The following is a 26,270-nucleotide window of genomic DNA, read 5'->3' on the forward strand; positions in this document are numbered from 1 at the left end:
CCGGCGCGGGGCGTCACCTGGGGAGGGTGCCGTCCGGGACGTCCCGGACGGTGACCTTGTTGCGCTGCCGGTCCAGGACGGTGGCCACGACGTCGCCGATCGAGGCGGAGGCGGCGCGTTGGAGGGTGGCGGCGGCTGTCGGGGGGTCGGCTTGGGGGGTGCGCTCTCGACACACCGTCAATTCATACTGTTCACGACATCCTTGACATTCCTTCCGGCATCCCGGAACCGTTCCGTATGCGAAAGAACAGGCTCCCCCGCCGTACGCTCGCGGTGCTCGCCGCCGTATTCCTGCTGACGGCCCCCGCCGCCGCCCACGCCTCCGCACCCACACCTCCGCCGACCGCCGAGGGCCTGCGCGCCTTCCAGCGGGGTTACGGCCTCGCCCCGACGGGCCGCCTGGACACCGCGACGGCCCACCTCCTCAAGGCGGCCCCGGACAGCGAGCTGCGCGCGGCGTTCGCCGACCCGTCCGATCTGGGCCCGGAACAGCTCGCGCACGCGCGTACGGTCATCGGCGTCGGGAAGGGGGCGGACATCCCGGAACAGGGCCAGGTGATCGCCCTGATGACGGCCATGCAGGAGTCGACGTTCGTCAACTACACGACCCCGGTGGACCACGACTCGCTCGGCGTCTTCCAGCAGCGCCCGAGCATGGGCTGGGGCACGCCGGAGCAGATCACCCATGTCCCGACCGCGTCGAAGTCCTTCTACGGGCTGCCGTCGCCGACCAGCAATCCCGGACTGCTCCAGATCAAGGGCTGGGAGTCGATGGAGCCGGGCAAGGCGTGCCAGGCGGTGCAGCGGTCGGCGTACCCGGACCGGTACGCGCAGTGGGAGGAGTTCGCGCGGGAGCTGCTGGAGCGGGAGGGGCCGACGGTGGACCCGGTCGGCTGAACGGGTACGTGTGTGGGGCCGCCCTGTACGCCAGGGCGGCCCCACACATCGGCTCAGCAGCCTCCGCAGTTGTAGTAGGTCACGTCCCAGTGGTTGCCCTCGTCGGCGTAGATGTTGCCGGAGCCGGACCGGTACTGGCGGGCCCCGTCACCGCGTACGCCGATGTAGGTGAAGACGCCCGTGACGTAGTTGTTCAGGCAGGTGCTCTTGGCGAAGTCGAGCTTGTACCCGTTCCAGTGGGAGTACGTGCCGCCGGCGTGGCCGGTCTCCGTACCGCCGGTGATCCTGAGCGCGCAGCCGGTGGCGCTCCTGAGCGTCTGGGCGCCCTGGGCGGTCGGCAGGTTGAGCTGGTCGAAGGACGTGCAGGTGGGGACGTTCCGGTTGGAGCAGTTGCCGGAGGACGACCAGGTGATCCCGGAGGAGCTGAACCTGGAGGTCGCCTGGGCGTGGGTCAGCTTGGTGACGGCGTGCGCCTCGGTGGCGCCGCTGCCGAGGGCGCCGACGCCGGGGACGAAGAGCGCGCCGAGGACGAGGGCCAGGGCGGTGAGGGCGGAGCGGAGTCGTGGGCGGTTCACCATGGGGATTTTCCTCCTGCTCATGACAAAACAGAGGACGTACGGGCACGGGCCGCGCACGCCGGACAGGGAGATGGTGCCCGAGTTCTACGCGCGTCCGCCAGAGGGCGACACCCACCCGGCACAGGCAAAGGTTGAAACTTGAACAAGATGGGATTAGAGTCAATCTCGTTGAAGGTTAAACAAGGCCAACGACACAACGACGCACCTGTGCCACACCCGCGCAGCACCGCTCGCACACGTCCCCCGAGGAGGAGCCATGGCTCTGTTCACCCGCAAGTCGACCGCCGCCACCCCGACCGCCGTCGCCGAGGCCCCCGCGGTGGACCCCGCACTGGCCGCCCTGACCGGCACCTACACCATCGACCCGGCCCACAGCAGCATCGGCTTCACGGTCCGCCACGCGATGGTCACCAACGTGCGCGGCTCCTTCGGCGAGCACGAGGGCACGCTGACCCTGGACGGCACCGACCCGGCCAACTCCTCCGCCGCCATCGACGTGAAGATCGCGAGCGTCGACACCGGCATCGCCGACCGCGACGGCCACCTGGTCAGCGGCGACTTCTTCGACGCCGAGAAGTTCCCGCTCATGACGTTCCGCTCGACGCGCGCCGAGCAGCTGGGCGGCGAGGCGTACCGCGTCACCGGCGACCTGACCATCAAGGACGTCACGCGCCCGCTCTCCATCGACCTGGAGTTCAACGGCTCCGCCACCGACGTCTACGGCAACGAGCGCGTCGGCTTCGAGGGCAGCGCGGACATCCTGCGCTCGGACTGGGGCCTGACCTGGAACGCTGCGCTGGAGACCGGCGGGGTCATGGTCAGCGACAAGGTCAAGCTGAACTTCGACATCTCCGCGATCAAGGCGGCCGCGCCGCAGGCGTGACGGCCGATCCGTACCCGTATGGACAACAGCGCGCCCCGGACACCCGGGGCGCGCTGTTTCTTCGTACGGGTACGGGTTACTTCTCGACCTTCTCCGCGAAGAGCGGGACGACCTTCTCCAGGGCGTACGAGACGGAGAGGATGGAGTCCGTGGCGAACGCCTGGGCGATGTCCTTGTCGTCGAAGATCAGGGCGTTGCCGGCCTTGACCGACGGGACGGCCTTGTACAGCGGGTCGTCGCTGATGTCCGTGGCGGGGATGCCGATCGGGGTCATCACCGTGAGGTCGGCGTCCAGGAGTTCCAGGTTCTCCTTGGAGATGGAGACGGAGAAGCCGCCGTCGGCCTTGGCCTCGACGGCCGGGCTGTTCTTGAAGCCGAGGCGCTCGACGAAGTCGACGCGGCCGGTGCCGCCGACGTACGCGCCGTACCCCTCGGAGGTGCGCGAGCCGAGGACGATCGTGGCGTCCTTGAACTCGGGGTGCGCCTTGGCCGCCGCCGCGAACTTCTTCCCGGTCTCCGCGATCAGCTCCTTGCCCTTCTCGGGCACGCCCATCGCGGCGGCGATCATGGTGGTCTGCTGCTCCCACGAGATCATGTACTGGTCGCCGCCCTTGGGCACGCCGACGGTCGGAGCGATCTTCTTCAGCGTGTCGTACCGCGTCTGGTCGCCGCTGGACTTGGTGTCGACGATGAGGTCCGGCTGGAGCGAGGCGATCTTCTCGAACTCCGGCTCCATCGTGCCGATCAGCTCGGGCGCCTTGTCGTACATGCCCTTCGCCCACGGCCCGACGCCCTCGCCGCCGAACGGCAGCCAGTCGCTCGCCCCGACCGGCTGGCCGCCGAGCGCGAGCACGGTCTCGGCGTCGCCCCAGCCGAGCGCGACGATGCGCTGAGGCTGCTTCTCGACGGTGACCTCGCCGAACTTCGTCGCGACCTTGGCCGGGAAGGCGCCTTCGGAGGCGGCGGAGGACGGGGAGGCGGACGTGTCGGAGGAGTCGTCCGACGTACCGCAGGCGGAGACGCCGACGAGCAGGGCGGCGACGGCACCGGCCATCAGGACGGGCGTGCGGCGGGTGCGGCGGGGAGCGGAAGCGTTCATACCCTTTAGGTTAGCCTCACCTAATGACAACGGTGCCATCGGGTGGGGTCGTACGGTCCGAATCGTCTCCGTACGTAGATCAGGCCGCCGGGTCCTTCACATGGTGGCGGCCCAGCGGCACCACCATCGGCGTGGCCGACGCCGGGTCCGCGATCACCGAGCAGCGCATCCCGAACACCTCGCCGACCAGCTCTTCCGTCACGATGTCGACCGGCCGGCCCTCCGCCAGGATCCGCCCGTCCTTCATGGCGATCATGTGGTCCGCGTACCGGCAGGCGAGGTTCAGGTCGTGCAGCACGGCCACCATCGTCACCCCGCGCTCCCGGTTGAGGTCGGTGAGCAGGTCCAGCACGTCGAGCTGGTGGCTGGCGTCCAGATACGTCGTCGGCTCGTCCAGCAGCAGGATGTCCGTCCGCTGCGCCAGCGCCATCGCGATCCACACCCGCTGGCGCTGGCCGCCGGACAGCTCGTCCACCGGCCGGTCGGCCAGCTCCAGTACGTCGGTGGAGAGCAGCGCCTGCGCGACCGCCTCGTCGTCCTCCGCGCCCCAGCGGCGGAACCAGCCCTGGTGCGGGTAGCGGCCGCGGCCGACCAGGTCGGAGACGGTGATGCCCTCGGGAGCGGTGGGGCTCTGCGGCAGGATGCCGAGGACGGCCGCGACCTCCTTGGTCGGCATCTCCTGGATCGACCGGCCGTTCAGGAGCACCGCGCCGGCGGAGGGCGCGAGCAGCCGGGCCATCGCGCGCAGCAGCGTCGACTTGCCGCAGGCGTTGGGGCCGACGATGACTGTGATCTTCCCGGGCGGGACGGTCACCGTCAGACCGGCGACGATCTCCCGGTCGCCGTAGCCGAGCCGGACGTCCCGGGCTTGAAGAGTGTGCTCAGCCACGACCGGGCCACGCCTTTCGTTGTCGTCGTCTCGAGGAACCGGCATCTCAGCCTCCGCTGCCGACGCGGTTGGCGCGGGCCAGGAGCAGGAGCAGGTACGGCGCGCCGATGATGCTGGTGACCACGCCCACCGGCAGCTGCACCGAGGGCAGCATGTGCTGGGCGGCGAAGTCGGCGACCAGCACCAGCAGCGCGCCGGTCAGCGCCGCGTGCGGCAGGGCCGCGCCCCGGCCCGGTACCAGCCGGCGGGCGATCGGCGCGGCGACGAAGGCCACGAACCCGACGGGCCCGGCCGCCGCCGTGGCGACCCCCGCCAGTGCCGTGGCGCACCCGAGCAGGGCGAGCCGGCTCGGCTCCACCTTCGTACCGAGTCCGGCTGCGGCGTCGTCACCCAGCTGGAGGGGCCGCAGGGCGTGCGCGGCGACGGCGGTGAGCGGGACGAGGAGCGCGAGCGCCCCGAGGATCGGCCAGAACTGGTTCCAGGAGCGCCCGTTGAGGCTGCCCGCCAGCCACCGGAAGGCCTCCTGCGCGTCGGTGACGTCGGAGCGGGCCATGACGTACCAGACCACGCTGGAGAGGCCCATGCCGACGCCGATCCCGACGAGGACGAGCCGCTGCCCGGCGACGCCCTGCCGCCAGGCGAGCAGATAGATCGCGGCTCCGGCGCCGATCGCGCCGATCAGCGCGCACGCGGAGAGCGCGAGTCCGCTGACCTGGAAGAGCAGCGCGGCGGTGACGGCGACGGCGCTGGCCCCGGCGCTGATGCCGATGAGGTCCGGGCTGGCGAGCGGGTTGCGCAGCACGGTCTGGAAGACCCCGCCGGAGAGGCCGAACGCGGTGCCGACGAGGACCGCGAGGAGGGCGCGGGGCAGCCGGAGCTCCAGGACGACGAACCGCGAGCCTCCGTCGCCGCCTCCGAGGAGGGTCTCGACGACCTTCCCGATCGGCATGACCATGTCCCCGACGCTGAGCGAGAGGCCGAAGACGGCGACCACGGCGACGAGCAGGACGGCCGCGACGGTCACGGACCGCCGGCGCCGCCGCCCGCGTACGGCGTCGATCTGCCGTACGGCGTCGGCGAGCCGGTCCGCACCGGCGTCCTTGGCGACGAGGCTCACAGTTCCACCAGCTTCCTGCGCCGGACGAGCCAGATGAACGGGATGCAGCCGATCGCGGCGGTGATCACGCCGACCTGCACCTCGCCGGGCGGGGCGATCACGCGGCCGATGATGTCCGCGACGAGCAGCATGATCGGGGCGAGGACCATGCTGTACGGCAGCACCCAGCGGTAGTCCGGCCCGGTGATCAGGCGGGCGGCGTGCGGTACGGCGAGGCCGACGAAGCCGATGGGCCCGGCGACGACGGTGGCGGCACCGCAGAGCACCACCACGGCACCGGCGGAGATCATCCGCGCGGCTCCGACCCGCTGGCCGAGGCCGCGCGCGAGGTCGTCGCCGAGCGAGAGGGCGTTGAGCTGCGGCCCGAGGGCGAGGGCGAGTACGGCTCCGACGAGGATGAACGGCGAGACCTGCCAGAGCACCTCGGAAGAACGGGCGGTCAGCGCGCCGAGCTGCCAGAACCGGAACTGGTCGTAGCTCCCCCGGTCCTGGAGCAGGATCGCGCTGGTGATCGAGGTGAGGACGGCGGCGGTGGCGGCTCCGGCCAGGGCCAGCTTCACGGGCGTCGCGCCCTCCCGCCCCAGCGAGCCGACCCCGTAGACGAGCAGGGCGGCGAGCAGCGCGCCGAGGAAGCCGAACCAGATGAACTGGGTGGCGACGGTGAAACCGAACAGCGTGATCGAGCAGACGACGGCGACGGACGCGCCCGCGTTGATGCCGAGGAGCTGGGGGTCGGCGAGGGGGTTACGGGCGACGCCCTGCATGACCGTCCCCGCGAGGCCGAGCGCCGCACCGGCGAGCAGCCCGGCGACGGTACGCGGGATGCGGACCTCCTGGATGACCAGCTGGCCCTTGACGGTGAGGTCGGGGTCGAAGACGCCGGGCAGCACGTCGCGGAGGGGTACGTCTCCGGAGCCGATGGCGAGGCTCGCCGCGACGACGAGGACCAGGACGCCGAGGGAGGCCAGGAGCCCGAGGGCGAGGACGGGCCGGCTGCGCTTGGCCCTCATCTCCTTCCCGCTGCCGTCCGCCGCTTTCTCCTTGGTCAGGAGGGTCGAGCCGCTCACGGCCTCGCCGCCGGGGCGGCGGCTGCCGGATTACGGTGGTGCACGGTGTCTCACCCTTGCTCATCGGCGCGTTCTGTCGGCGGGGCGCTCCGGCGCGCGGCCGTCCGCACCCGGGCACCCCGGAGAAGGCGTGACAGGGGACCCAAAGTAAGGTCACCCTAACAGCGCCGGTCCGACCCCACACCGCCGCACCCCACGAGCCCGGAGCGCTTCCTTGCCCTACGCCGCCGACCCCGCCACCCCCATCTCCGGCCCGCTCACCTCCGGCCCGCTGGCCGGGGCCGTGCCTCTGGGCTCGGCGGAGGAGCTGCGCGAGATCCTGGGCACCCCGCACCCGATCGTGATCGACAAGGTCCACGACCGGCTCACCGAGGACGACCTGGACCTGCTGGCCCGCTCCCCGTTCTGCGCGGTCTCCACCTCCGACGCCGCCGGCAACTGCGACGTCACCCCGCGCGGCGACGGCCCCGGCTTCACCCACGTCCTGGACCCCGGCACCCTGGCCCTCCCCGACCGCCTGGGCAACCGTCGTGCGGACAGCTTCCACAACATCCTGTCCAACCCGCACGTGGGCCTGCTCTACCTGATACCCGGCGCGATGGACGTCCTCCGCGTCAACGGCCGTGCCCGCATCCTCACGGACGCCCCGTTCTTCGACGCGATGACGTTGAAGGGCCAGCGCCCGAAGCTCGCCCTGGTCGTCGAGATCGACGAGATCTTCCGCCACTGCTCGAACGCGCTGCGGCGGTCGGGGGTGTGGGCGCCGGAGACGTGGGAGGGGGCGTAGCCCCTGGCAGGGCCCTGCCTCTGGCAGGGCCCTGCCTCTGGTCGATATGCGGCAGGCGGTCGTCAGATGTCCGGCTCGTCCTGCCATGCGACACTCGTAGGCCGCCGGCTCCCCCGCGTGCTGCCTCGCGTAAAAGCGTGAACCCGAACCACCGCCACTTTCCGCCCCTCCCGTGATTCCCCTGCCTCGCGGGAAGGGGAACCACCCTTTCTGTCCGGCACACGACAGGCACCCGCCCCGTCGGTGACGGGGCGGGGGCCTGTGCCGCCCGGAGATCAGGCCTTGTGCTGCATCGACGAGCGCGCCGGGTTGCCCTGCTCCCCCGCCTTCGGGTCCTTCTCGCCGGACTTCGCCCGGACGCCCTGCTCGATGCGCTTGCCGAGCGCGCTGTCCACGTTCGACCAGTACTGGAACGCCCGCTGCAGCACCGGCTCGGTCACGCCGTTCAGCAGGTGGCCGACGATGTTGTCCACCAGCCGGTCCCGCGCCGCGTCGTCCAGGACCTCGCGGACCATCGTGCCCGCCTGACCCCAGTCGTCGTCCTCGGCATGGTCGACGTACGCCGCCCGGGTGATGTCACCGTCCGCGTACCAGCTCGGCGGGGTGCCGTAGCGCTCCGTGTCGGCCGCCGGGCCGCCCTTGGAGTTAGGCGCGTAGACCGGGTCGCTGGTCTTCCGGTACGCCATCGCCCCGTCCTTGGAGTACGTGTGCACCGGGGCGACGGGGGCGTTGACGGGCAGCTGCTGGTAGTTGCCGCCGATGCGGTAGCGGTGCGCGTCCGCGTAGCTGAAGAGGCGCCCCAGGAGCATCCGGTCCGGGCTCGGGCCGATGCCGGGGACGAAGTTGTTCGGCTGGAACGCCGCCTGCTCGATCTCCGCGTGGTTGTCCGTGGGGTTGCGGTCCAGCGTCATCCGGCCGACCTCGATCAGCGGGTAGTCGCTGTGCGGCCACACCTTGGTCAGGTCGAACGGGTTGAACCGGTAGTCCTTGGCGTCCTCGTACGGCATGACCTGGACCTTCAGCGTCCAGCTCGGGTACTCGCCGTCGCGGATGTGCTCGAACAGATCACGCGTGTGGTAGTCCGTGTCCGCCGAGGCCATCTGGTCGGCCTCGTCCTGCGTGAACGTCTCGATGCCCTGGTCGGTCTTGAAGTGGTACTTCACCCAGAACCGCTCGCCCTGCGCGTTGATCCACATGTACGTGTGCGAGGTGTAGCCGTTCATGTGGCGCCAGGTACGCGGAATACCGCGGTCGCCCATCAGCCAGGTGACCTGGTGCGCCGACTCCGGCGAGAGCGTCCAGAAATCCCACTGCATGTCGTGGTCGCGGAGGTTGTTGTCCGCACGGCGTTTCTGCGACCGGATGAAGTGCTGGAACTTCATCGGGTCCTTCACGAAGAACACGGGGGTGTTGTTGCCCACCATGTCGTAGTTGCCTTCGCTGGTGTAGAACTTCACCGCGAAGCCGCGCGGGTCCCGCCAGGTGTCCGGGCTGCCCCGCTCCCCTGCGACGGTGGAGAACCGGGCGACCAGGTCGGTCGTGGTGCCGGGCTGGAAGAGCGCGGCCTTCGTGTACGCCGACACGTCCGAGGTCACCTCGAACTTCCCGAAGGCCCCGCTGCCCTTGGCGTGTGGCTGGCGCTCGGGGATGCGTTCGCGGTTGAACTGGGCCATCTGCTCGATCAGGTACGAGTCCTGGAGCAGGATCGGTCCGCCCGGGCCGACGGTGAGCGAATGCTCGTCGCTCTCCACCGGGGCGCCGGAGTCGGAGGTGGTCGGCTTGCGCGAGGTGTCGGTCATGTCGTCGTTTCCTCTTGTTTGTCTTCTGCAGATGTTTCGGCGATGGCTCCTGCTACGGCTGCCCTACTGGCCCTCTGCCAATGTAGGCAAATACGGATGAATCGACCCGTCGAGGGAGAGAACGAGACAGGGCACGCTTCGGATGCCGGGCCGGGGCGCCGGGCCGCGTCAGCGGGACCGTCCGCCCGTGACCACGCGGTAGAGCAGCAGAACGATCACGGAACCGACGATGGCGGCGATCCACGTCGACAGGCTGAAGAATCCGTCGATCGAGTCGACGCCGAAGATCACCTTGCCCAGCCAGCCGCCGAGCAGACCACCCACGATGCCGATCACGATCGTGACGAGGCACCCGCCGGGGTCCTTGCCCGGAGTCAGCGCCTTGGCGATGAGTCCCGCGAACAGGCCGATGAGGATCCAGGCGATGATGCCCACGAAAGTCTCCCTTTACGTTGCAGAGGTACCGGCACCCCTGTGGCGCCCGGCCCCCTCCGCGTATCCCCGAAGCGCAGGCTCACACATGAGCCGGGCGCTTCCGTCGGCCCGGGCTCCGCCATTCGCCTGGACGCGTTACGCCGGAAGAGCACGGGAACGGATGGGCCGGAGGCGTCTCAGTCCAGGACCGCCGTCGCCTCGATCTCCACCAGGTGCTCCGGTACGTCGAGTGCCGCGACGCCCACCAGCGTGCCCGGCGGGACCGGGGTGACGCCGAGCTTCGCCGCCGCCCGGGCCGCGCCTTCCAGGAACCGCGGCATCTTGTCGGGCGTCCAGTCGACGACGTACACCGTCAGCTTCACCACGTCGTCGAAGGAACCCCCGGCCCCGGCCAGCGCGGTCCCGATGTTGAGGTAGCACCGCTCCACCTGGGCGGCGAGGTCGCCCTCACCGACCGTGGTGCCGTCCGCGTCCCAGGCGACCTGCCCGGCGATGAAGACGAGCTTCGAGCCCGTCGCGACGGCGACCTGCCGGTACACGCCGACCTTGGGCAGCCCCTCGGGGTCCAACAGGGTGATGGCCATGTTCCGCGCCTCCTCGTGACGACCTGGTGGTCTCTTGTGGTTACTCAGGAACCGTAGGAGAGTCAACGCTGACATGGAAGAACGCACTTTCGGGTGACGGAGGAACCTCATGGTGACCAAGCAGTTCAGCGGCTCGACCGACGAGGCGGACCTCCGGCGCGCGGACTCGCTGGCGCGGGAGATCTTCTCGGACGTCGCCAACAAGTGGGCGCTCCTGATCATCGAGGCCCTCGGCGACCGCACTCTGCGCTTCAGCGAGGTGCTCCAGGAGGTCGACGGCATCAGCCACAAGATGCTCACGCAGAACCTGCGCATGCTGGAGCGCAACGGCCTGGTCGAGCGGACCGTGTACGCCACCGTGCCGCCGAAGGTCGAGTACACCCTCACCGGGCCGGGCCAGGGCCTGCGGGAGACGGTCCACCTCATGTGCGACTGGACGCAGCGGCACCTCGGCCACATCGAGGAGGCCCGCGGCCGGTTCCCGGGCTGAGCCCGGCACGGGGGCACGGCCCGGTTCGAACAAGTGATGGCCGTCCGACGCAACGTACCGGCCCCGCCGGGCGTCTTCAGGAGCGTGATGGATTTCCTGGACCCGTCCGGTGAGGGCGTTCTCGCAGACGACGAAGTGACCGTGCGGCCCGGCCCGTTGTGGCGCCACGCCCTGTGGGTGGTGGGCGTCACGGCGCTCGGTGTGGGCATGGCGTGGGCCGGCTCGCTGTTCCGCCTCGGCCCCGACGACTACGGGCTGCTCGCCGCCGCCCCGGGGTCGCCGTGGACCTACCTGGCCGTCTGGGCCGCCACCGGCCTAGCGGCGGCGACCGTGCTGCGGGCCGCGGCGGCCAAGGTGCCGGTCCCCTCGCCGGGCACGGTCGCCGTCATCCTCCTCCTCGTCGGCACCCGCCTCTCCCTGGGCTGGCGCCCGGAGACGCCGGAGCTCGCCGCCATGGTGGCGGGTGCGCTGGTCCTGGCGGGTGTCTGGGCAGCGATCGCCCTGCGTGCGGACGCCGTTGCGCGCAAGGCACCGAAGCCGCAGAGCCCCGGTGCCTCCTGATGGCGGATCAGCGGGTCACACCAGGGTCATGCTGATCTGCTCCCCGCTGACGGTCCAGTGCTGCCGGATCCCGGAGGGGTTGCACGGCTCGACGTTGACGATCCGGGTCCGCGGGTAGTCGCTGGACAGGCACATGCCGGGGTGCGCCGACTGGAAGATCGCCTCCCCGCTGACGGTCCAGCGCTGACGGGTGCTGGAGTTGCACGGCTCGACGTTGACGATCCGGGTTCGCGGGTAGTCGCTGGTCAGACACATGCCGGGGTGCGCCGACTGGAAGACCGCCTCCCCGCTGACGGTCCAGCGCTCCCCGGCCCCGGAGCTGCACGACACCACATTGACGATGCGGGTGGTCGGATAGTTGCTGTTCAGACACATGACACCGGCAGCCGGCCCCACTTCGGCGGAGGCGGCGGCGGGAGCAGCGGCGGCTGCCGCCACGGGCGATGACAGGGTCAAGGGCGTCAGTGCGAGCAGGGCAGGTACGAGGAGCTTACGGAGCACGCCGGCCATGAGGGGTAACCCTTCGGGTAGGTGAGTTGAGGCGTTGAAAGATTCCCCTCAACTCTTCTGCCCTGCACGCGACTTGCTGGAAATGGATCGTGATGCGGCGCAAAGCCGCCGCCCGCCCCGCCGCACAGGGCCAGGGCCCCGGCCACGGGACCCGCCTCGGTCTCCCCGCCTACGAAGCACGGACGTCGGCCCCGGCCCCGGTCCAGCGTCTGGGTCAGCTCTCCGCCCGTGGTCCGGTAGCGGCCGGGAGGCGGCTGCGTGAAGCGGTGCCCCGCAGGTGCGGAACGGACATGCGCCGGATCCTGACATGCCGAAGCCGGATCCGCGGGGGGTTTTCCCGGGCCTTCGGACAGGAACCGGCCATTCCCTGATCCGGAAATCGCCCTTCGGGAACGGTGCGTCCGCCCACGTGCTTCTGACATGCAGGACGCACTGACGCAGCAGGACGACCGGCTCGCGACCGGAGTGATCAGGGGGATCAGAGATCATGGTCAGTCCAGGACCCGCACGCATCGTCGCCGCAGGCGTGACCGCGACGGCGGCCGTACTCACGCTCATCTACCTGCCGGTCCCCACCGGGACGCCTCCGCCCCGGACTACGTCATCGGCGAGCGCCGCCGACACCACCGAACTCACGCGGCTCGCTAAGGAGTACCTCCAACAGCGGGCCGACATGCTGACCGCGGCCCGTCCGACCGTGGAAGCGGCGAGCGGGCGCCTGCGGACCACCCCGGCCATGACGCCCCGCGCCCGGAGCGAGCTGGCCGCGCTCGTGAAGAAGGGCCTGCGGTACGAGGACCTCTCCATCGGCTACGCAAAGGCGCGGGTCGACGTCGAAGTCACCGCCGTGAACGTCACCGACGGGACGGCCACGCTGCAACTCACCGACCACACCCGCCTCTACTTCGCGTTCACCGCGCAGGAGGTCGAGGACGGCTCGCCGGAGTGCGAGGAATCGTCACTCCCCCGCACCATGACCTTCGCCCGGGGAACCGACGGCGCGTGGCTGCTCGCCTCCGACCGGGTCGACGAGGCGGGCGGGCCGCTCCCGACGACCGAGGTGGACGAGGCGGAGTTCGCCTCCGGCACCTGAGCATCCCGCCTTACGAGCGCCCGCCCCCGCGTACGACGCCGCTCAGCCCCGCCGCCGCGCCTCAACCGCGTTACGGGTGTCCTCGGCGATCAGGTCGCCGTTGATCGCGCCCGCCGCCATGAGCCCGGCGGCAGCGGCGCCGATGACCTGTTCGGTGAGGCGGGTGACGTTGCCCGCCGCCCAGACACCGGGGACCTCCGTCGCGCCGACCGGGTCGGTGGGGACGTACGTACCGATCACCTCACCGCCCATCTCCTGCGCGACCGGGACCAGCCCCAGCGATTCGAGCACGGCCGAACGGGCGGTGAAACGGGCCTGGACGACGAGGGCCTCGCGCGGGATCACCCGGCCGCCCGCCAGGCGTACGCCGGTGAGACGGTCCTCCGCGACCTCCAGCCCCTCCACCTCACCGTCCACCACGGCCACACCCCGCGCGGCGAGCTGCTCGTACTCCTCGTCCGTCGGCTCCGGGCCCGTGTGGCGGAAGAGCGTGACGTCATCGGTCCACTGCCGCCACATCAGCGCCTGATGTACGGCGAGAGGGCCGACGGACAAGATCCCGACCGGGCGGTCCGCCACCTCGCGCCCGTGGCAGTACGGGCAGTGCAGCACCTCACGCCCCCAGCGCTCCGCAAGACCCGGTACGGCCGGCAGCTCGTCCACGAGCCCCGTCGTCACCAGGAGCCTGCGCGCCTCGACGCTCCGGCCGTCCTCCAGCACCACGTGGAAGCCGCCTTCTTCCGGCAGCCGCTCGGCCGAGGCCACTCGCCCTTCGACGACCTCCCCGCCGTACCCGGCCACCTCGCCCCTCCCGATCGCCAGCAGCTCGCCGGGCGGGGTCGACTCGCGGCCCAGGTAGTTGTGCACGTGGGACGCGGGAGCGTTACGGGGCTCCCCCGCGTCGATCACCAGCACGGAGCGCCGGGCCCGCGCCAGGGTCAGCGCCCCGCTGAGCCCTGCCGCCCCGCCTCCCACGATCACCACGTCGTACCGCTGCTGCTTCATGTCGGTCATACGGACCACCTCCAGTTGGTGGAGATGGTGCACAAAGGGCGGACGCAACGACAAATGCGCTTGCCGAAACGGCAAGGTCATCCGAGACCGAACTCGACCACACGGTCTTGCCGGGATTCCGCTCCGCGGCCCCCACTCATCCGCCAGAGCCGAGACCAGCAGCAGCCCGCGGCCACCCTCGTCGTCCACGTCCGGCCAGCCGTTCGCAGCCCGGACCTCGCCGACGCCGCTGTCGCGCAGCTCGATCCGGAGCACCGTCTCCATCCGCTCCGCTGGAAATGAAGGACAAGCGAGTGGCGGACCGGTTCGACCGCCAGAAGATCCTGGAGCGCCAACCCAGGCCGCTTCTCCACTTCATTCTGGAGGAGAGCATTCCGCACATTCAGATGGGCGACTCCAAAGGTGACCGACGGCCCCGTCCTCACCGTCGACCCCGCGGCCTGGGGCGCCTACGTGCACAGCGGCACCGCCCTCAAGAGCCGTGCTCAGGGTGCAGCGCCGCATTGACACAGGCCCGGCGCGTCCGAGGTATACACCCCCACAGGGCGCGAGACCGAGTTCGCGTCTAGCGCATATCCATCCGCGCCCGCCGCGCTCGTTGCGTGGCATCCTGCTCGATGAGCAACCCATCTAAATTCTGTGTACGGTTTCGCCGCCCCAGGATGAAGGCGCACCATCCGACCAGGCCGCCTAACCCCGCGAGAAGCATCAAGAAAGCCCCCATACCCACCCCCGCTAAAAGCTCGCTACTCACTTCACGAGCAGGCGATTTCGCTTCCGCTGCGGACTATTCCCTGACCGCACCTGCCGAAAACGCACCAACAGGGACACTTCAAGCCATTGCACTCGCCCGCCCCGCCCCCGGCATCTCTGCCGAAAGCGGGGCGGCCTCATGAGTACGGGACGGCCTAGTAGCGCACCCACAGCTCGTACACGCCGGGCTTGCCCGCGTACGGGTTGCAGATGAAGACGCGACTCCAGAGAGCGTTGTCGGCGCCGGCGTTCCCGACGGCCTGACACTCCGCCAGGCTGCCGTGGTGGCTGCGGAGCCAGAAGCCGGGGCCGGTCGCGGAGGCCGTGGAGGCTGTGCCGAGGACCATCGCGACTGCCGCGACCGCCGTGACCGCGAGCGCGGTGATGCGTGTACGCATGTCGGTAACTCCGTTTTCAGTCGATGCACATGACGGTGCATCAGCGAATGGGAAGAGCCGAACCGATCAGCGCGCGCCGCCGAGAGAAAGCTAGCGAGCGGCGAGCCCTCGCACAATAGGTCTGGACCAACACGGAAGCGCATATGCCCCCTGGCCGTAAACCGGCGTTTTCCCGCCTACGCGCTCGGCCCCCGATCCGTCCGCTCCACCGGGATCCACAGCTCCGCCTCCGCCCGCTTCCCCTCCTCGTACAGCCGCACGCGCAGGATCTCCGGGCCGGGCCGGGAGGCGTACGGGTTCGAGGGGAACCACTGGGTGAACACGTCCCGCCAGAGGTGCTGGAGGGCCTGCGGGAACGGGCCCTCGCTCTCGAAGACCGCCCAGGAACCAGCCGGTACGGTGAGCGAGTCCAGGTCCGCCGGAGGCTCCCGCAGACCGGTCACCACCCCGTGGTAGTAGTCCAGCTCGGTGCCCTCCGCCCGGCTCGGGTCGAGCTGGTCGCTCACCCCCACCAGTCCGGCCGGCTCCTGGTCGGAGAGGGCCGCGATGCGGTCCAGCTCCTCCCGGCCGATGCCACGGATGAACTCCGCGATGGCTTGATTTGGTCCCTCGTGGATCAGAGGGACGCGTGCCTTCCTCCCCACCACCCGGAACGCTTCCTTCTCCACCAGCCTGTAGCGCATGGCACTGCTCCCTTCGACGACGAGCCGGAAGGTCAGGCGTTGCTGGGACCGCAGGACCGCACCGCTCCGCCGGGCCTCACCCGGTCCGATGCCGTGCACCGACCGGAACGCGCGGGCGAAGCCCTCCCCCGTGTCGTAGCCGTACCGCACGGCCACGTCCAGCAGCGTCCGGTCCGGGTCTCCGAGGACCTCGGCGCCCGCGAGGGTCATACGGCGACGGCGGATGTACTCCGCCAGCGGAACGCCCGCCAGCGCGGAGAACATCCGGCGGAAGTGGTACTCCGAGGTCATGGCGATGCGCGCCAGTTCCGCGGCCTCGATGCGCTCACCGAGATGGGACTCGATGTGGTCCATGGCCTCGTTCAGTCGTTCCAACCCTGTCCCGCCTTCCTTTCCCGTTCACCGTAGGAAGGGTCCAGCCTGTCGGACCCGACCGTCCGTGCCGGGATCGGTCGGTCGGTCGGTCGGGAGCGAAAGCCGGGCACGCGACAAGGCGGCCCACCGGATCTTCCCGGTGGGCCGCCTTGTCGTCTGTCTGTCGGTTCAGCTGAACCGGGCGTCGGAGAGGGTGGTGGTCACCGTGCCCGCGGTGGAGGAGGTCGTCTCCGCCGCACCGTCGACCACCTTGCCGAGCTCGCTGACGTTGTCCAGTGCGCCGAGGCTGATGGGCGGCTCAGCGGCGTGGGCGGTGTCCCCGCCTCCGGGGTGCGGGGCGATGGCGGCGATGACCGCTCCGGTGGCGAGAGTGACGGCGGCGAGAACGCTTCGCTTCTTCATGACCGGTTCAACGGCTCACACCCCACAAAGGGCACGCCCTGAATTCACGCGCCGTCAGCGGTGGCCGGTTCCGGCACCCACCGGCCCACGGTCGGCCCGGCGCAGCTCCCCTGCGGCCAGCACCATGCAGGAGGCGCCGACGAGCAGCACGCCCGGGATCGCGAAGAACATCCGGCGGCTGCCCGGCAGGAGGGCCTGGTACTCGCTCTGCGCGACCTCGACCATGCGGTGCGCCTGCGCGTCGTAGGCGAAGTAGCTGCCGTCCCTCACCTCGACGTCTCTCGAATCCCCCGCCCCTGCGCCGAACGCCAGGAGTGCACCCACCACGGCCAGGGCCGCAAGTCCCGTCTGCGCTCTGCCGGGAAGACACCGGAAGGCCTGCCACAGTTGGCTCTTGTCCGACCCTGCCGGCAGGACGCGTGCGAGCGCCGACAAGAGGGCCAGGAAGCCCAGCAGAAACGCCACCACCATGGGCCACTGCGGCTCGAACAGCGGCAGAGTCCCCGGCATCCACGTCAGCGCGGCCAACGCCAGCACCACGGCGCCCGACCCGGCAGCCACTCCCCCATGCACCTTGTATGTCCACCCCATGCGCCGCAGCCTGACACAGCGGCTGTTTCCGGTCATCACCGGGAGCCACCTCGCCGTCAACCGCCCGGACCCCGCCGCCTACCCTGTGCCCATGCTCGTCTACGCCCCTGCGGCGCTCCTCTTCCTTGTCTTCTGCGTGAGCGTGCTGCACGACCGCAGGAAGTTCAGTAACGCCGTCGTTCTGGGGCTTGCCGTGCTCTGCGCACTCGCGGCCTGGCTGTACGAGCTCATCCGGTCCGAGTCCACCTCGGGCGCGGTCGCCGCCTGGTCGTTGCTCGTGCTGGGGGCGGTGGCCGTCCTTCTGCTGACGTACTTCCTCTTCGTCAACGGCGTACGGATGCTGCGCAAGGAGGGCAGGAGTCCGTCCAACCTGCTCTCGCTGGGCGCCGCCCTCGCCATCGTCGGGGTCGTCGCGCTGCTGGCCACCGCCGTGAGCGTGCGGAATCCGGTGCTGATCGGGGTGGCGGCCGCCGCCGGTGGGCTGGCGCTCTACTTCTCGTTCCTGTTCCTGTGCTTCGTCTGTTACGCGTTTCTCTACGGGCGCCTGCGCGTGCGCCGTAAGGCCGACTTCGTGGTCGTGCTGGGGTCCGGGCTCATCGGCGGCACCACCGTGCCGCCGCTCCTCGCGAGCCGGCTGAAGCGGGGGCAGGACGTGCACGCGCGGCTCGCCAGGCGCGGGGGCTCGCCCGTGCTCATCACCTCCGGCGGACAAGGGCCGGACGAGGAGCTGCCCGAGTCCCACGCCATGGCCGATCACCTGGTGGCCGAAGGGTTTCCGGCCCATCTGATCGAGCGGGAGGACCGGTCGACGTCGACCGAGGAGAACCTGCGGTTCAGCAAGGCGATCATGGAGCGGGCCAAGCCCGACTACCGGTGCGTCGTCGTCACGAACAACTACCACGTCTTCCGGGCCGCCCTCACCGCCCGCCGGATGCGGATCCGGGGGCAGGTCGTGGGCTCGCCCACCGCCGCGTACTTCTGGCCCAACGCGACCCTCCGCGAGTTCGCCGCCGTCCTCGTCGACTACAAGCGGATCAATGTGGTGCTGTGCTCCCTGATCGTCCTCGGTGGCGTGCTCGTGTGGTGGGCGGTGCGGTAGGCCCCGCCCACCGGACGGAGGTAGCCCCCACCGGCCGGAGGTAGCCCCCACCGGCCGGAGGCGGTCAGAAGCCGCCTCCGTCGAAGCCGCCGCCACCGAACCCGCCGCCGTCGCCGAAGCCGCCTCCCCCGCCGAAGCCCGACGTGTCGAAGTCCGAGCCGGAGAAGTCGCCGCCGCCCCACTCACCGCCGCCGCCGAAGTCACCGCCGCCGTACTCGGAGGCGTACGCCGGTGTCGCGAGCATCGAGCCGAGCATGGTGCCGACCAGGAGGCCCGGGAGCAGGCCGCCGCCGAAGTAGCCGCCGGCCCAGGGGCCGTAGGCCGGGCCCGCCTCCCAGTACGGGCGGCGGTGGCCGTCGCCGACGTCGACCGTGCGGCTCATGGGGTCCTGGCCCTGGCTCAGCCGGGCCTCGTCCGCGCCGCAGACCGGGACCTCGCGGGACGCGCCGCCGGAAGGGGTCCAGAGCACGTCGGCGACCGACGGGCCGTGGCGCGGGTCGAAGAAGCACGGTGGGCGGCGGGCCGGTATCGCCGCCCCCGTGCGTCGGGCCTCCAGGACCGCGAGCGAGAAGCGGCCGTCCTCCAGGGACTGGGTGACTCCGCGCACGTCGGAGGGGTGCTCGGCCTTGGCCATCTTGGTCTTGGCGCTCTCGTAGGAGTCCAGGGCGCGCTCGTAGTCGCCGCGCATGGTGTCGTCGGCGCCCGCTTCGGCCGGGTGGAAGTCCAGGCGCTCCAGGGTCTCGCCGTACGCGGTGATGTCCTCGTCGACCACGACCCGGAGCTTCTCCAGCGCCGCCCGCTCCTCCTGCGCCTTTCGACGCTTGTTCCGGCGGGAGATCGCGTACGCACCCGCGCCGCCCGCCGCGACCAGGGCGCCGAGCGTGATCAGGCCGGAGACCGGGGCGCCGGACTCGTCGGCCGCGCCGCCGCCACCGGACCAGGAGGCGGGGGCGGTGCCCCGGGCCTGTTCGACGGCGCGGTCGACGAAGGCGTTGAGCTGGGCGGTCACGTCGGTGTCGGTGGCCGGGTTCTTGACCGAGGCGGTGAGGTTGTCGACCGCCCGCGTGGGCATGACCTGGGGGTCCGCGCCCGCGTCGAAGCCGTCGCCGAGGCGTACGGCGTACACGCCGGTGATGCCGGTGTCGCTGCGCAGGGTCTGGAGGAGGCCCTTCTCGGGGAAGGCCTCGGTGTCGGGCAGGACGGCGACGAAGACCGGCTTGTCCGCGTTCTGAATGGTGGCTTCCAGGGCCTTCTCGTCAGCGACGGAGAGCTGATCGCGGGCGGCCGGATCCACAAAGACCGGGTCCTCGCGCAGGGCCTGGGCGGCGTCGGTGATCGTCGCCGCGGGGGCGGCCGACGCAGGGGAGGTCAGGGCGAGTGCAGCCGCCGCCATGATGAGCAGCAGGCCCGCCAGCAGCGTGGGGAAGAACCGTTTCCTCATACTTAACGCTACTCCAGGCGGGCGACGAACGCCGTCGCCCGCCTGGAGAGCGGTGTGCCTACGCGGCCCGGTACGCCGTGCGCAGCTTGGCCACCGCGCCCGTCAGGTCACCCTTCAGCAGCAGGTGGTCCGCCTCCGCGAACGGCTTCGACACCGCCTGCGTGAACTTCCCGTTGATCTTCTGCTGGACCAGCAGCCGCGCCTGGTCCACGATCGCCTTGCCCGCCGGGGTCTTCCCCAGCTTCGCCTTCTCCGCGACCTGCGCGGCGAGAGCCAGGGCCGCCAGGGTCAGCTCGCCGCCGGCCGGCGGCCTGTTCAGGGTCGTGAGGCCCCAGCCGTACGGGAACTGCGGGTCGTACGCCGTGTCCCCGACGTTGATCGGCAGCTGCGCCTCGGACTTCGGCCAGGTCACCGGCAGCTGGCCGGTGAAGGCGCGCTTGCCGTAGAGCACGTCGGCCACGCCGTCGCCCTCGGAGCCCGGCAGCCAGGAGGCCACCAGCGCGTTGATCTTGCCGAGCTGGTCGCCGATGAGCTGCGGGCGGCCCGAGACGATGAGCACCGCGCACTTCATGGCGGCGCAGACCTTGTCGACCGCGGCCTGGTCGGCGGCCGTCAGCTCCAGGTCGTGGCCGTTGCCGACGTCCCCGATGCCTTCGGCGTACGGGGTCTCGCCGACGACCACCACGCCCACGTCGTGACCGTCCGTGGCGGCCGAGGCGTCCTTGGAGTAGGTGACGGACTCGGGGGTCTTCGCCGCCTTCTTCATCCCCTCCAGGATCGTCGTGCCCGGGGTGGTCCTGCCGGAGGAGCCCTGCCAGCTGATCGTCCAGCCGCCGGCCTGGTTGCCGATGTCGTCGGCGTTGGACCCGGCGACGTACACCTTCTGGTTCGGCTTGAGCGGCAGGACGGCGCCCTCGTTCTTCAGCAGCACCTGCGACTTCGCGACGGCCTCCCGCGCCACCGCGCGGTGCTCGGCCGAGCCGACCTTGGACAGGTGCGTGGTGTCCGCGTACGGCTTCTCGAAGAGGCCGAGGCGGAACTTCTGGGTGAGGATGCGGGAGACCGCGTCGTCGATCCGGGCCTGGCTGATCCGGCCCGCCGCGACCTCTTCCTTCAGCGTCTTGGTGAACTCCTGGTACGCGGTCGGGACCATGATCATGTCGAGTCCGGCGTTGATGGACGTACGGACGTCGCTCGGGTAGTCGCCGGGGATCTGGTCGATGGCCTGCCAGTCGCTGATGACGAAGCCCTCGAAGCCCATGCGGTCCTTGAGGACGCCGTTGATCATCTCGGCGTGGGCGTGCATCTTCAGCGGGCCCTGGTCGTCGCCGATGATGTCGAGCGAGGAGTACGACGGCATGATCGTGCCGACACCCCGCTTGACCGACTCCGCGAACGGCGACAGGTGGACCGCCTCCAGCTCCTGGCGGGTGACCTTGGTGATGCCCTGGTCGATGGTGTACGAGCCGGTGGTGGCGGAGCCGTACTCGGTGCCGCCGTCGCCGACGAAGTGCTTGGCGCTGCCGAGCACCTTGTCGTTGCGGTGCAGGTCCTTGCCGGACGGCGCGCCCTGCATGCCCTGGATGACCGTCTCCATGGCCTCGACCAGCGCCGGGTCCTCACCGAACGCCTCGTAGGAGCGGCCCCAGCGCTCGTCGCGCGTGACGCAGACGCACGGCGCGAAGTCCCACGGCACGCCGGTGGAGCGGACTTCCTTCGCGGTGATAGCGCCGGTCCTCTCCGCGCTCTTCGGGTCGCGGCCCGCGCCGATGCCGATGTTGTGCGGCATGATCGTCGCGCCGACGACGTTGTTGTGGCCGTGCACCGCGTCCACGCCGTAGATCAGCGGGATCTGGAAGCGGGTGGCCTGCGCGCGCAGCTGGTAGGCGTCGACCATCTTGGCCCAGGCGGCGGGGGTGTTGGGCGTGGGGACCGAGCCGCCGCCGGAGAGCAGCGAGCCGAGGTCGTACGCGGCGATGTCACCGGGCGTGCGGAGCGCGTTGCGCTCGGCCTGGGTCATCTGGCCGGCCTTCTCGGCCGGGGACATCCGCGCCAGCAGGTCCGCGACCCGCTGCTTCACCGGCAGCTTGGCGTTCTGGTACGGGAGGCCGTGGGCGTCGATGACGACCTGCGGGTGCTCCGCCGGGGCCTTGGCTCCGGTGACGGTCAGCTCCAGCGGGATCGTCTTCGCCTCCGAGGGCTTGGACGCCTTCGCGGTGCGGACGGTCACCTTGTGCGTGGTGCCGGAGGCGGTGCCGGCCGGGAAGGTGTGGGTGCCGGTGACCGGTGTGTAGTCCTTGCCCGCGACCGCCGTGCCGCCCTTGGTGGCGTACGAGACGGTGACCGGCTCCTCGGTCGGGATGGAGCCGGTGGTGGCGACGGAGAGCGTGATGTCCGCGCTCGCGCCGTTCTTCACCGGGTGCACGGCCGCGTTCGTCACCACGCTCGCGGTGAGCGCCGGGTCCGCCTTGCCGTACAGCTCGACGGCGTCCAGGGCGAAGGTGCCGGGGGCACCGGTCGGCATGGTGAAGGCGTAGCCCCACATCTCGTTCAGGCCGAGGATCTGGTCGATGCCGCCGACGGGCTGGTAGTCGGCCCGGTAGACGAAGTCGGCGAACGGGATCTCGACGAGCTGCCAGCCCTCCCAGTCGTCGGTGAAGGAGGTGGTCCACAGCTCGGAGGCGCCGCCGTTCGCGCCGCCGTCCTTGATCTCGAAGTTGATCCGCTTGCCCGAACCGGGGGGCAGCGGCGCGGTGTTCTGGCCGTACCACCAGAAGCGGATGCCCTTGTGCGCGGTCCAGTTCTGCGGCGGGGTGTCCACGGCGAACTCGTGGCTGAACCCGCCCCAGGCGCTGATGTCGTAGGAGCCTTCGAGGACGTGTCCGCCCTCGGGCGCGTCCGCGCGCTCGGCGAGCTTCAGCTGCGGATGGTCGGTGGCGTTGCCGCCCCAGGTGAAGATGGCGTCGGCGGGCGGGTTGTTGCCGAGCGGCACCTCGCCTTCGAAGCGGTCGATGAGGACGGGGGCCGGGTCCTCGGCGGCGGCCTGGCTGGGCGCGGCTCCGGCGAGGAGGGTGGCCAGGACCGCGGCGGCGGCCAGGGCGGCCGTGGCGGGTCTGCTTCTGCCCTTGCGGGGGCGGAGGTGCGGGATGCGGGACATTTTTGAGAGCGCTCTCATTTCGGGGTCAGGTGGGTCACTGGAGAGGGGAAGGGGTCTGTGGAGTTCTGGAGGGGTCTGTGGGGTTATGGGCAAGGCCTGTGGAGGGCTACCGCTGCTCGTCCCGGGTGAGCCGGATCGTGTCGCGGTACCACTTGGCGCTGTCCTTGAGCGTGCGGGCCTGAGTGGCGTAGTCGACGCGGACGATGCCGAACCGCTTGTCGTAGCCGTAGGCCCACTCGAAGTTGTCCATCAACGACCAGGCGAAGTATCCCCGGATATCCGCTCCTTGGGCACGGGCGGCGACGACCGCGTCGATGTGATCCGCGAGATACGCGGTGCGGTCGGCGTCCGGAACCGTGCCGTCGGCGGCCACGGTGTCATCGAAGGCGGCACCGTTCTCGGTGATGACGGTCGGCAGCCCGTAGTCGTTCTCCAACCGGACCAGCAGGTCGGTGAGTTCGGTCGGCGTGATCTCCCAGTCCATGGCCGTACGCGGCAGATCCCGCTCCACCACCCGGACGACGGGCAGCCCTTCGGCGTCGGTCGGTGATCCGTCCTCGGTGGTGCCCGAGAACTGCATGCCTCGGTAGAAGTTGACGCCGAGGATGTCGAGAGGTGTGGAGATGGCCGCCAAGTCGCCATCCTCCACTGGGAGTTCGATATTCTGGGCGGCCAGGTCCGTGACGATGTCCTCCGGGTAGCGGCCGTGGACGAGCGGGTCCAGGTAGAGGCGGGTGCCCATGCCGTCGGCGCGGCGGCACGCCTCCCGGTCCGCCTCGCTCGGCGTCTCCGGCGTGGCGGTGCCGAGGTTGAGGGTGATGCCGAGTTCCAGCGGGCTGCTTCCCGCCGCCTCCCGCATCGCCCGCGCCGCGAGCCCGTGGCCCAGGAGCAGGTGGTGGACGGCGTGCATCGAGGCGCCGAAGTCCTGGCGGCCGGGGGCGTGGAGGCCGTACGCGTAACCGAGCATCGCCGAGCACCAGGGCTCGTTGAGCGTGGTCCAGTGCTCGACCTGGTCGCCGAGTGCCTCGTACGCGAGGGAGGCGTACTCGGCGAACCGCAGCGCGGTGTCCCGTACCGGCCAGCCGCCCGCGTCCTCCAGCTCCTGCGGCAGGTCCCAGTGGTAGAGCGTGATCCACGGTGTGACGCCGCGCCCGTGGAGCTCGTCGATGAGCCGCTTGTAGAAGTCGAGCCCCTTCGTGTTCGCCGGGCCCCGGCCGCCCGGCTGGATGCGGGGCCAGGCGAGCGAGAAGCGGTACGTGTCGACGCCGAGGCCCGCGATCAGCTCCACGTCCTCGGGCATCCGGTGGTAGTGGTCGCAGGCCACGTCCCCGTTCTCACCGCCTTCGACGGCGCCGGGCACCCGGCAGAAGGTGTCCCAGATGGAGGGCGTACGGCCGTCCTCGGCGGCCGCTCCTTCGATCTGGTACGAGGAGGTGGCGACGCCCCAGCGGAAGCCGGCCGGGAGTCCGCGTACCGCGGTGGGACGGAGGAGTCGCTGCGGGGTGGTGGCGAGGTTCATCCGGTCTCCGTACGTAGAGGGAGGAGCCTGGTCGGGTGGGGCAGCCTGGTCAGCCGTGCAGATGGCAGGCGACCGTGCGGTGGTCTTCGGCCGGCGCCTGGGCCGGGGCCGCCAGCGGCGGGACCCGTACGGCGCACGGCTCGAACGCCTTGCCGCAGCGCGGGTGGAACGCGCAGCCGGCGGGCATCGCGGACAGGTGCGGCGGTGAGCCGGGGATGCCGGTCAGTTCGCGGCGCGGGCCGTGGAGCGCCGGGAAGGAGTGGAGCAGGCCGTCGCTGTAGGGGTGGCGCGGGTCGCGGTAGATCTCGGCCGCGCCCGCCTCCTCCACGATGCGGCCCCCGTACATGATCGCGATCCGGTCCGAGAATTCGATCAGGAGCGAGATGTCGTGGGTGATGAACACGACGGAGAAGTTGAGCTGTTCCCTCAACTGGACCAGCCGTCGCAGGATCTGGCGCTGCATCACCACGTCCAGCGCGGTCGTCGGCTCGTCCATGATGACGATCTCGGGCTCCAGCGCGAGCGCCATCGCGATCATCACGCGCTGCCGCATGCCGCCGGAGAGCTGGTGCGGGTAGGCGGCGAGCCGGTCGGCGGAGATGCCGACCAGACTGAGCAACTCCTTCGCGCGGTCTGTCCGTTGGGCCTTCCTCAGGTCGGGGCGGTGGGCCTTCAGGACGTCCGTGAGCTGGCTGTGGACGGTGTGCACCGGGTTGAGCGAGTTCATCGCGCCCTGGAAGACCAGGGACAGCTCCTGCCAGCGGAAGGCGCGCAGCTGCTCCGGCGAGAGCGAGAGGATGTCGAGCCGGTCGCCGCCCGGCCGGTGGTAGTGCACCTCTCCGCCGGTGATGACGCCGGGCGGCGCGAGCAACCGGGTCACGGCGTAGGCGAGGGTCGACTTGCCCGACCCCGACTCGCCAGCCAGGCCAAGGACTTCGCCTCGGTGCAGAGTGAGGTCGATGTCCCTTAGCGCGTGCACGGCCCGCTCGTCGGTGCCGTAGTCGACGTTCAGTCCGCTGATGGTCAGGACCGGCTCGGCGCTCATGGGCGCGGCTCCTTGCTGCTGTGCTGGCGATGGCCGCCGTTCAGCGGCTTCCGGGCGACCGGGGTGAAGCCGACGCGCATCTTCACCTTCCGGGAGGAGCCGGTGGCGGTGCGCAGGCGCGGGTTGACGAACTCGTCGATGCCGAAGTTGATGAGGGCGAGTGCGGTGCCGAGCAGCGCGATGCAGAGCCCGGCCGGGACGAACCACCACCAGGCGCCCTGGGCGAGGGCCTGGTTGGACTGGGCCCAGAAGAGGATCGTGCCCCAGTTCCAGTGCGAGATGTCCGCGACGCCGATGAAGGCGAGGGTGATCTCGGTGAGGACGGCGAAGATGACCGTGCCGACGAAGCCGGAGGCGATCACGGCGGTGAGGTTCGGCATGATCTCGAAGAGGATGATCCGCCAGGTCGACTCACCGGTGGCGCGGGCCGCCTCCACGTAGTCGCGGCGGCGCAGCGACAGCGTCTGGGCGCGCAGGATCCGCGATCCCCAGGCCCACGAGGTCAGGGCGATGGCGAAGGCGATGAGCAGGTCGCCGGTGTCGGGGACGAAGCTCGCGACGATGATGATCAGCGGGAGTCCGGGCAGCACCAGGAAGATGTTGGCGAGTGCGGAGAGGATCTCGTCGATCGCGCCGCCGAGGAACCCGGCGGTGACCCCGACGAGGACCGAGAGCACGGTGGCGATGACCGCCGCGACGAGACCGACGATCAGGACGCCCCGGGTGCCGACGAGGATCTGGGAGAAGACGTCCTGCCCGGTGTGGGTGGTGCCGAACCAGTGCGCGCCGGAAGGCGGTTGGAGGAGCTGGTCGCTCATCGCGTCGGGGTCGTACGGGGCGATCCACGGGCCGATGACGGCCAGCAGGACGAAGAACGCGAGCATGAGCAGCCCGGTCCGGGTCTTGCCGCCGCGCAGGAACCGGAGCCGGGCCCGGCGGGTGGGCGCCTCGGGTGCGGGCGCGCCGTCCAGGACGGCGACATCGGTGGCGGTGATGGACATGGC

27 protein-coding genes are annotated in these 26,270 nt (G+C 70.6%); 7 read left to right on the top strand and 20 right to left on the bottom strand.

Features of this window, described 5'->3' with window-relative positions:
* Nucleotides 1–13 precede the first annotated feature (13 nt).
* Nucleotides 14–181 (bottom strand): hypothetical protein, encoded by a 168-nt coding sequence (locus tag ACIRR8_RS04970; RefSeq protein ID WP_404059049.1) that lies wholly within the window; start codon nucleotides 179–181, stop codon nucleotides 14–16.
* Between the two features lie 56 nt (nucleotides 182–237).
* Here ACIRR8_RS04970 and ACIRR8_RS04975 point away from each other — a divergent pair, with 56 nt between their 5' ends.
* Entirely contained in the window at nucleotides 238–897 is a 660-nt protein-coding gene (locus ACIRR8_RS04975) for a peptidoglycan-binding domain-containing protein (protein ID WP_404059051.1), read from the top strand.
* Nucleotides 898–950: 53 nt separating this feature from the next.
* Here ACIRR8_RS04975 and ACIRR8_RS04980 read toward each other — a convergent pair whose 3' ends face one another.
* A complete protein-coding gene (locus tag ACIRR8_RS04980) occupies nucleotides 951–1,475 on the bottom strand; it encodes a hypothetical protein (RefSeq protein ID WP_404059054.1) in 525 nt (174 codons plus the stop codon).
* A gap of 256 nt (nucleotides 1,476–1,731) precedes the next feature.
* Here ACIRR8_RS04980 and ACIRR8_RS04985 point away from each other — a divergent pair, with 256 nt between their 5' ends.
* A complete protein-coding gene (locus ACIRR8_RS04985; RefSeq protein ID WP_404059056.1) occupies nucleotides 1,732–2,358 on the top strand; it encodes a YceI family protein in 627 nt (208 codons plus the stop codon).
* 76 nt (nucleotides 2,359–2,434) lie between these two features.
* On the opposite strand, the gene ACIRR8_RS04990 is transcribed toward ACIRR8_RS04985, so the two are convergent.
* The 4 genes from ACIRR8_RS04990 to ACIRR8_RS05005 form a co-directional block, all read right to left on the bottom strand.
* Nucleotides 2,435–3,457 carry an iron-siderophore ABC transporter substrate-binding protein gene (locus ACIRR8_RS04990; RefSeq protein WP_404059058.1) on the bottom strand — a complete coding sequence of 341 codons (1,023 nt, stop codon included), beginning with the start codon at nucleotides 3,455–3,457 and terminating at the stop codon, nucleotides 2,435–2,437.
* Nucleotides 3,458–3,536: 79 nt separating this feature from the next.
* The gene (locus tag ACIRR8_RS04995) at nucleotides 3,537–4,391 is read right to left on the bottom strand and encodes an ABC transporter ATP-binding protein (protein WP_404059061.1); all 855 of its coding nucleotides are present in this window, start codon (nucleotides 4,389–4,391) and stop codon (nucleotides 3,537–3,539) included.
* A 1-nt stretch (nucleotide 4,392) separates the two neighbouring features.
* Complete coding sequence (locus ACIRR8_RS05000; RefSeq protein WP_404059064.1) at nucleotides 4,393–5,463, bottom strand: FecCD family ABC transporter permease; 1,071 nt, start codon at nucleotides 5,461–5,463, stop codon at nucleotides 4,393–4,395.
* Nucleotides 5,460–6,530 carry a FecCD family ABC transporter permease gene (locus tag ACIRR8_RS05005; RefSeq protein ID WP_404059067.1) on the bottom strand — a complete coding sequence of 357 codons (1,071 nt, stop codon included), beginning with the start codon at nucleotides 6,528–6,530 and terminating at the stop codon, nucleotides 5,460–5,462. Before ACIRR8_RS05005 ends, ACIRR8_RS05000 begins: the two co-directional genes overlap by 4 nt.
* Before the next feature lie 214 nt (nucleotides 6,531–6,744).
* Between ACIRR8_RS05005 and ACIRR8_RS05010 the strand changes: the two genes are divergently transcribed.
* Nucleotides 6,745–7,317, top strand: coding sequence for an MSMEG_1061 family FMN-dependent PPOX-type flavoprotein (locus ACIRR8_RS05010; protein ID WP_404059070.1), 573 nt, complete (start codon nucleotides 6,745–6,747; stop codon nucleotides 7,315–7,317).
* A gap of 275 nt (nucleotides 7,318–7,592) precedes the next feature.
* Here the strand turns inward: ACIRR8_RS05010 and ACIRR8_RS05015 are convergent, their stop codons facing one another.
* The 3 genes from ACIRR8_RS05015 to ACIRR8_RS05025 all read right to left on the bottom strand — a co-directional run bounded on the left by ACIRR8_RS05015 (nucleotide 7,593) and on the right by ACIRR8_RS05025 (nucleotide 10,135).
* Nucleotides 7,593–9,116 (bottom strand): catalase, encoded by a 1,524-nt coding sequence (locus tag ACIRR8_RS05015; protein WP_404059073.1) that lies wholly within the window; start codon nucleotides 9,114–9,116, stop codon nucleotides 7,593–7,595.
* Nucleotides 9,117–9,284: 168 nt separating this feature from the next.
* Entirely contained in the window at nucleotides 9,285–9,551 is a 267-nt protein-coding gene (locus tag ACIRR8_RS05020) for a GlsB/YeaQ/YmgE family stress response membrane protein (RefSeq protein ID WP_404059076.1), read from the bottom strand.
* A 176-nt stretch (nucleotides 9,552–9,727) separates the two neighbouring features.
* Complete coding sequence (locus ACIRR8_RS05025) at nucleotides 9,728–10,135, bottom strand: RidA family protein (RefSeq protein ID WP_404059079.1); 408 nt, start codon at nucleotides 10,133–10,135, stop codon at nucleotides 9,728–9,730.
* A 109-nt stretch (nucleotides 10,136–10,244) separates the two neighbouring features.
* On the opposite strand from ACIRR8_RS05025, the gene ACIRR8_RS05030 reads away from it, so the two are divergent.
* Together ACIRR8_RS05030 and ACIRR8_RS05035 are read left to right on the top strand one after the other, a co-directional pair.
* Nucleotides 10,245–10,625 (top strand): winged helix-turn-helix transcriptional regulator, encoded by a 381-nt coding sequence (locus ACIRR8_RS05030; protein WP_404059081.1) that lies wholly within the window; start codon nucleotides 10,245–10,247, stop codon nucleotides 10,623–10,625.
* A gap of 87 nt (nucleotides 10,626–10,712) precedes the next feature.
* The gene (locus ACIRR8_RS05035; protein ID WP_404060651.1) at nucleotides 10,713–11,186 is read left to right on the top strand and encodes a hypothetical protein; all 474 of its coding nucleotides are present in this window, start codon (nucleotides 10,713–10,715) and stop codon (nucleotides 11,184–11,186) included.
* Between the two features lie 15 nt (nucleotides 11,187–11,201).
* Here ACIRR8_RS05035 and ACIRR8_RS05040 read toward each other — a convergent pair whose 3' ends face one another.
* Nucleotides 11,202–11,696, bottom strand: coding sequence for an RICIN domain-containing protein (locus ACIRR8_RS05040; protein ID WP_404059084.1), 495 nt, complete (start codon nucleotides 11,694–11,696; stop codon nucleotides 11,202–11,204).
* A 487-nt stretch (nucleotides 11,697–12,183) separates the two neighbouring features.
* Here ACIRR8_RS05040 and ACIRR8_RS05045 point away from each other — a divergent pair, with 487 nt between their 5' ends.
* Nucleotides 12,184–12,789, top strand: a complete 606-nt coding sequence (locus ACIRR8_RS05045) for a hypothetical protein (protein ID WP_404059086.1) — start codon at nucleotides 12,184–12,186, stop codon at nucleotides 12,787–12,789.
* Between the two features lie 42 nt (nucleotides 12,790–12,831).
* Here ACIRR8_RS05045 and ACIRR8_RS05050 read toward each other — a convergent pair whose 3' ends face one another.
* The 5 genes from ACIRR8_RS05050 to ACIRR8_RS05070 form a co-directional block, all read right to left on the bottom strand.
* Nucleotides 12,832–13,794 carry an NAD(P)/FAD-dependent oxidoreductase gene (locus ACIRR8_RS05050; protein ID WP_404060654.1) on the bottom strand — a complete coding sequence of 321 codons (963 nt, stop codon included), beginning with the start codon at nucleotides 13,792–13,794 and terminating at the stop codon, nucleotides 12,832–12,834.
* A 917-nt stretch (nucleotides 13,795–14,711) separates the two neighbouring features.
* Nucleotides 14,712–14,954, bottom strand: coding sequence for a hypothetical protein (locus tag ACIRR8_RS05055; protein WP_404059089.1), 243 nt, complete (start codon nucleotides 14,952–14,954; stop codon nucleotides 14,712–14,714).
* A gap of 176 nt (nucleotides 14,955–15,130) precedes the next feature.
* Nucleotides 15,131–15,991 carry a GyrI-like domain-containing protein gene (locus ACIRR8_RS05060; RefSeq protein WP_404060657.1) on the bottom strand — a complete coding sequence of 287 codons (861 nt, stop codon included), beginning with the start codon at nucleotides 15,989–15,991 and terminating at the stop codon, nucleotides 15,131–15,133.
* A 189-nt stretch (nucleotides 15,992–16,180) separates the two neighbouring features.
* Nucleotides 16,181–16,414: a hypothetical protein gene (locus ACIRR8_RS05065; RefSeq protein ID WP_030574839.1), complete on the bottom strand. Its 234-nt coding sequence runs from the start codon at nucleotides 16,412–16,414 to the stop codon at nucleotides 16,181–16,183.
* Nucleotides 16,415–16,468: 54 nt separating this feature from the next.
* Complete coding sequence (locus ACIRR8_RS05070) at nucleotides 16,469–16,975, bottom strand: hypothetical protein (RefSeq protein WP_404059092.1); 507 nt, start codon at nucleotides 16,973–16,975, stop codon at nucleotides 16,469–16,471.
* A 121-nt stretch (nucleotides 16,976–17,096) separates the two neighbouring features.
* Between ACIRR8_RS05070 and ACIRR8_RS05075 the strand changes: the two genes are divergently transcribed.
* Entirely contained in the window at nucleotides 17,097–18,104 is a 1,008-nt protein-coding gene (locus ACIRR8_RS05075) for a YdcF family protein (protein WP_404060660.1), read from the top strand.
* A 64-nt stretch (nucleotides 18,105–18,168) separates the two neighbouring features.
* On the opposite strand, the gene ACIRR8_RS05080 is transcribed toward ACIRR8_RS05075, so the two are convergent.
* From ACIRR8_RS05080 to ACIRR8_RS05100, 5 genes are all read right to left on the bottom strand, one after another.
* Nucleotides 18,169–19,545: a hypothetical protein gene (locus tag ACIRR8_RS05080; protein ID WP_404059094.1), complete on the bottom strand. Its 1,377-nt coding sequence runs from the start codon at nucleotides 19,543–19,545 to the stop codon at nucleotides 18,169–18,171.
* 58 nt (nucleotides 19,546–19,603) lie between these two features.
* Entirely contained in the window at nucleotides 19,604–22,702 is a 3,099-nt protein-coding gene (locus ACIRR8_RS05085) for a glycoside hydrolase family 3 N-terminal domain-containing protein (RefSeq protein WP_404059097.1), read from the bottom strand.
* A 106-nt stretch (nucleotides 22,703–22,808) separates the two neighbouring features.
* On the bottom strand, nucleotides 22,809–24,221 hold the full coding sequence (locus ACIRR8_RS05090) for a GH1 family beta-glucosidase (RefSeq protein WP_404059100.1): 1,413 nt from the start codon (nucleotides 24,219–24,221) through the stop codon (nucleotides 22,809–22,811).
* Nucleotides 24,222–24,270: 49 nt separating this feature from the next.
* The gene (locus tag ACIRR8_RS05095; RefSeq protein ID WP_404059103.1) at nucleotides 24,271–25,266 is read right to left on the bottom strand and encodes an ABC transporter ATP-binding protein; all 996 of its coding nucleotides are present in this window, start codon (nucleotides 25,264–25,266) and stop codon (nucleotides 24,271–24,273) included.
* Nucleotides 25,263–26,267: an ABC transporter permease gene (locus tag ACIRR8_RS05100; protein WP_404059105.1), complete on the bottom strand. Its 1,005-nt coding sequence runs from the start codon at nucleotides 26,265–26,267 to the stop codon at nucleotides 25,263–25,265. The genes ACIRR8_RS05095 and ACIRR8_RS05100 overlap by 4 nt, the downstream gene beginning before the upstream one ends.
* Nucleotides 26,268–26,270: the final 3 nt, after the last annotated feature.

It is taken from the genome of Streptomyces sp. NPDC101178, assembly GCF_044767965.1.
Lineage (GTDB): Bacteria > Actinomycetota > Actinomycetes > Streptomycetales > Streptomycetaceae > Streptomyces.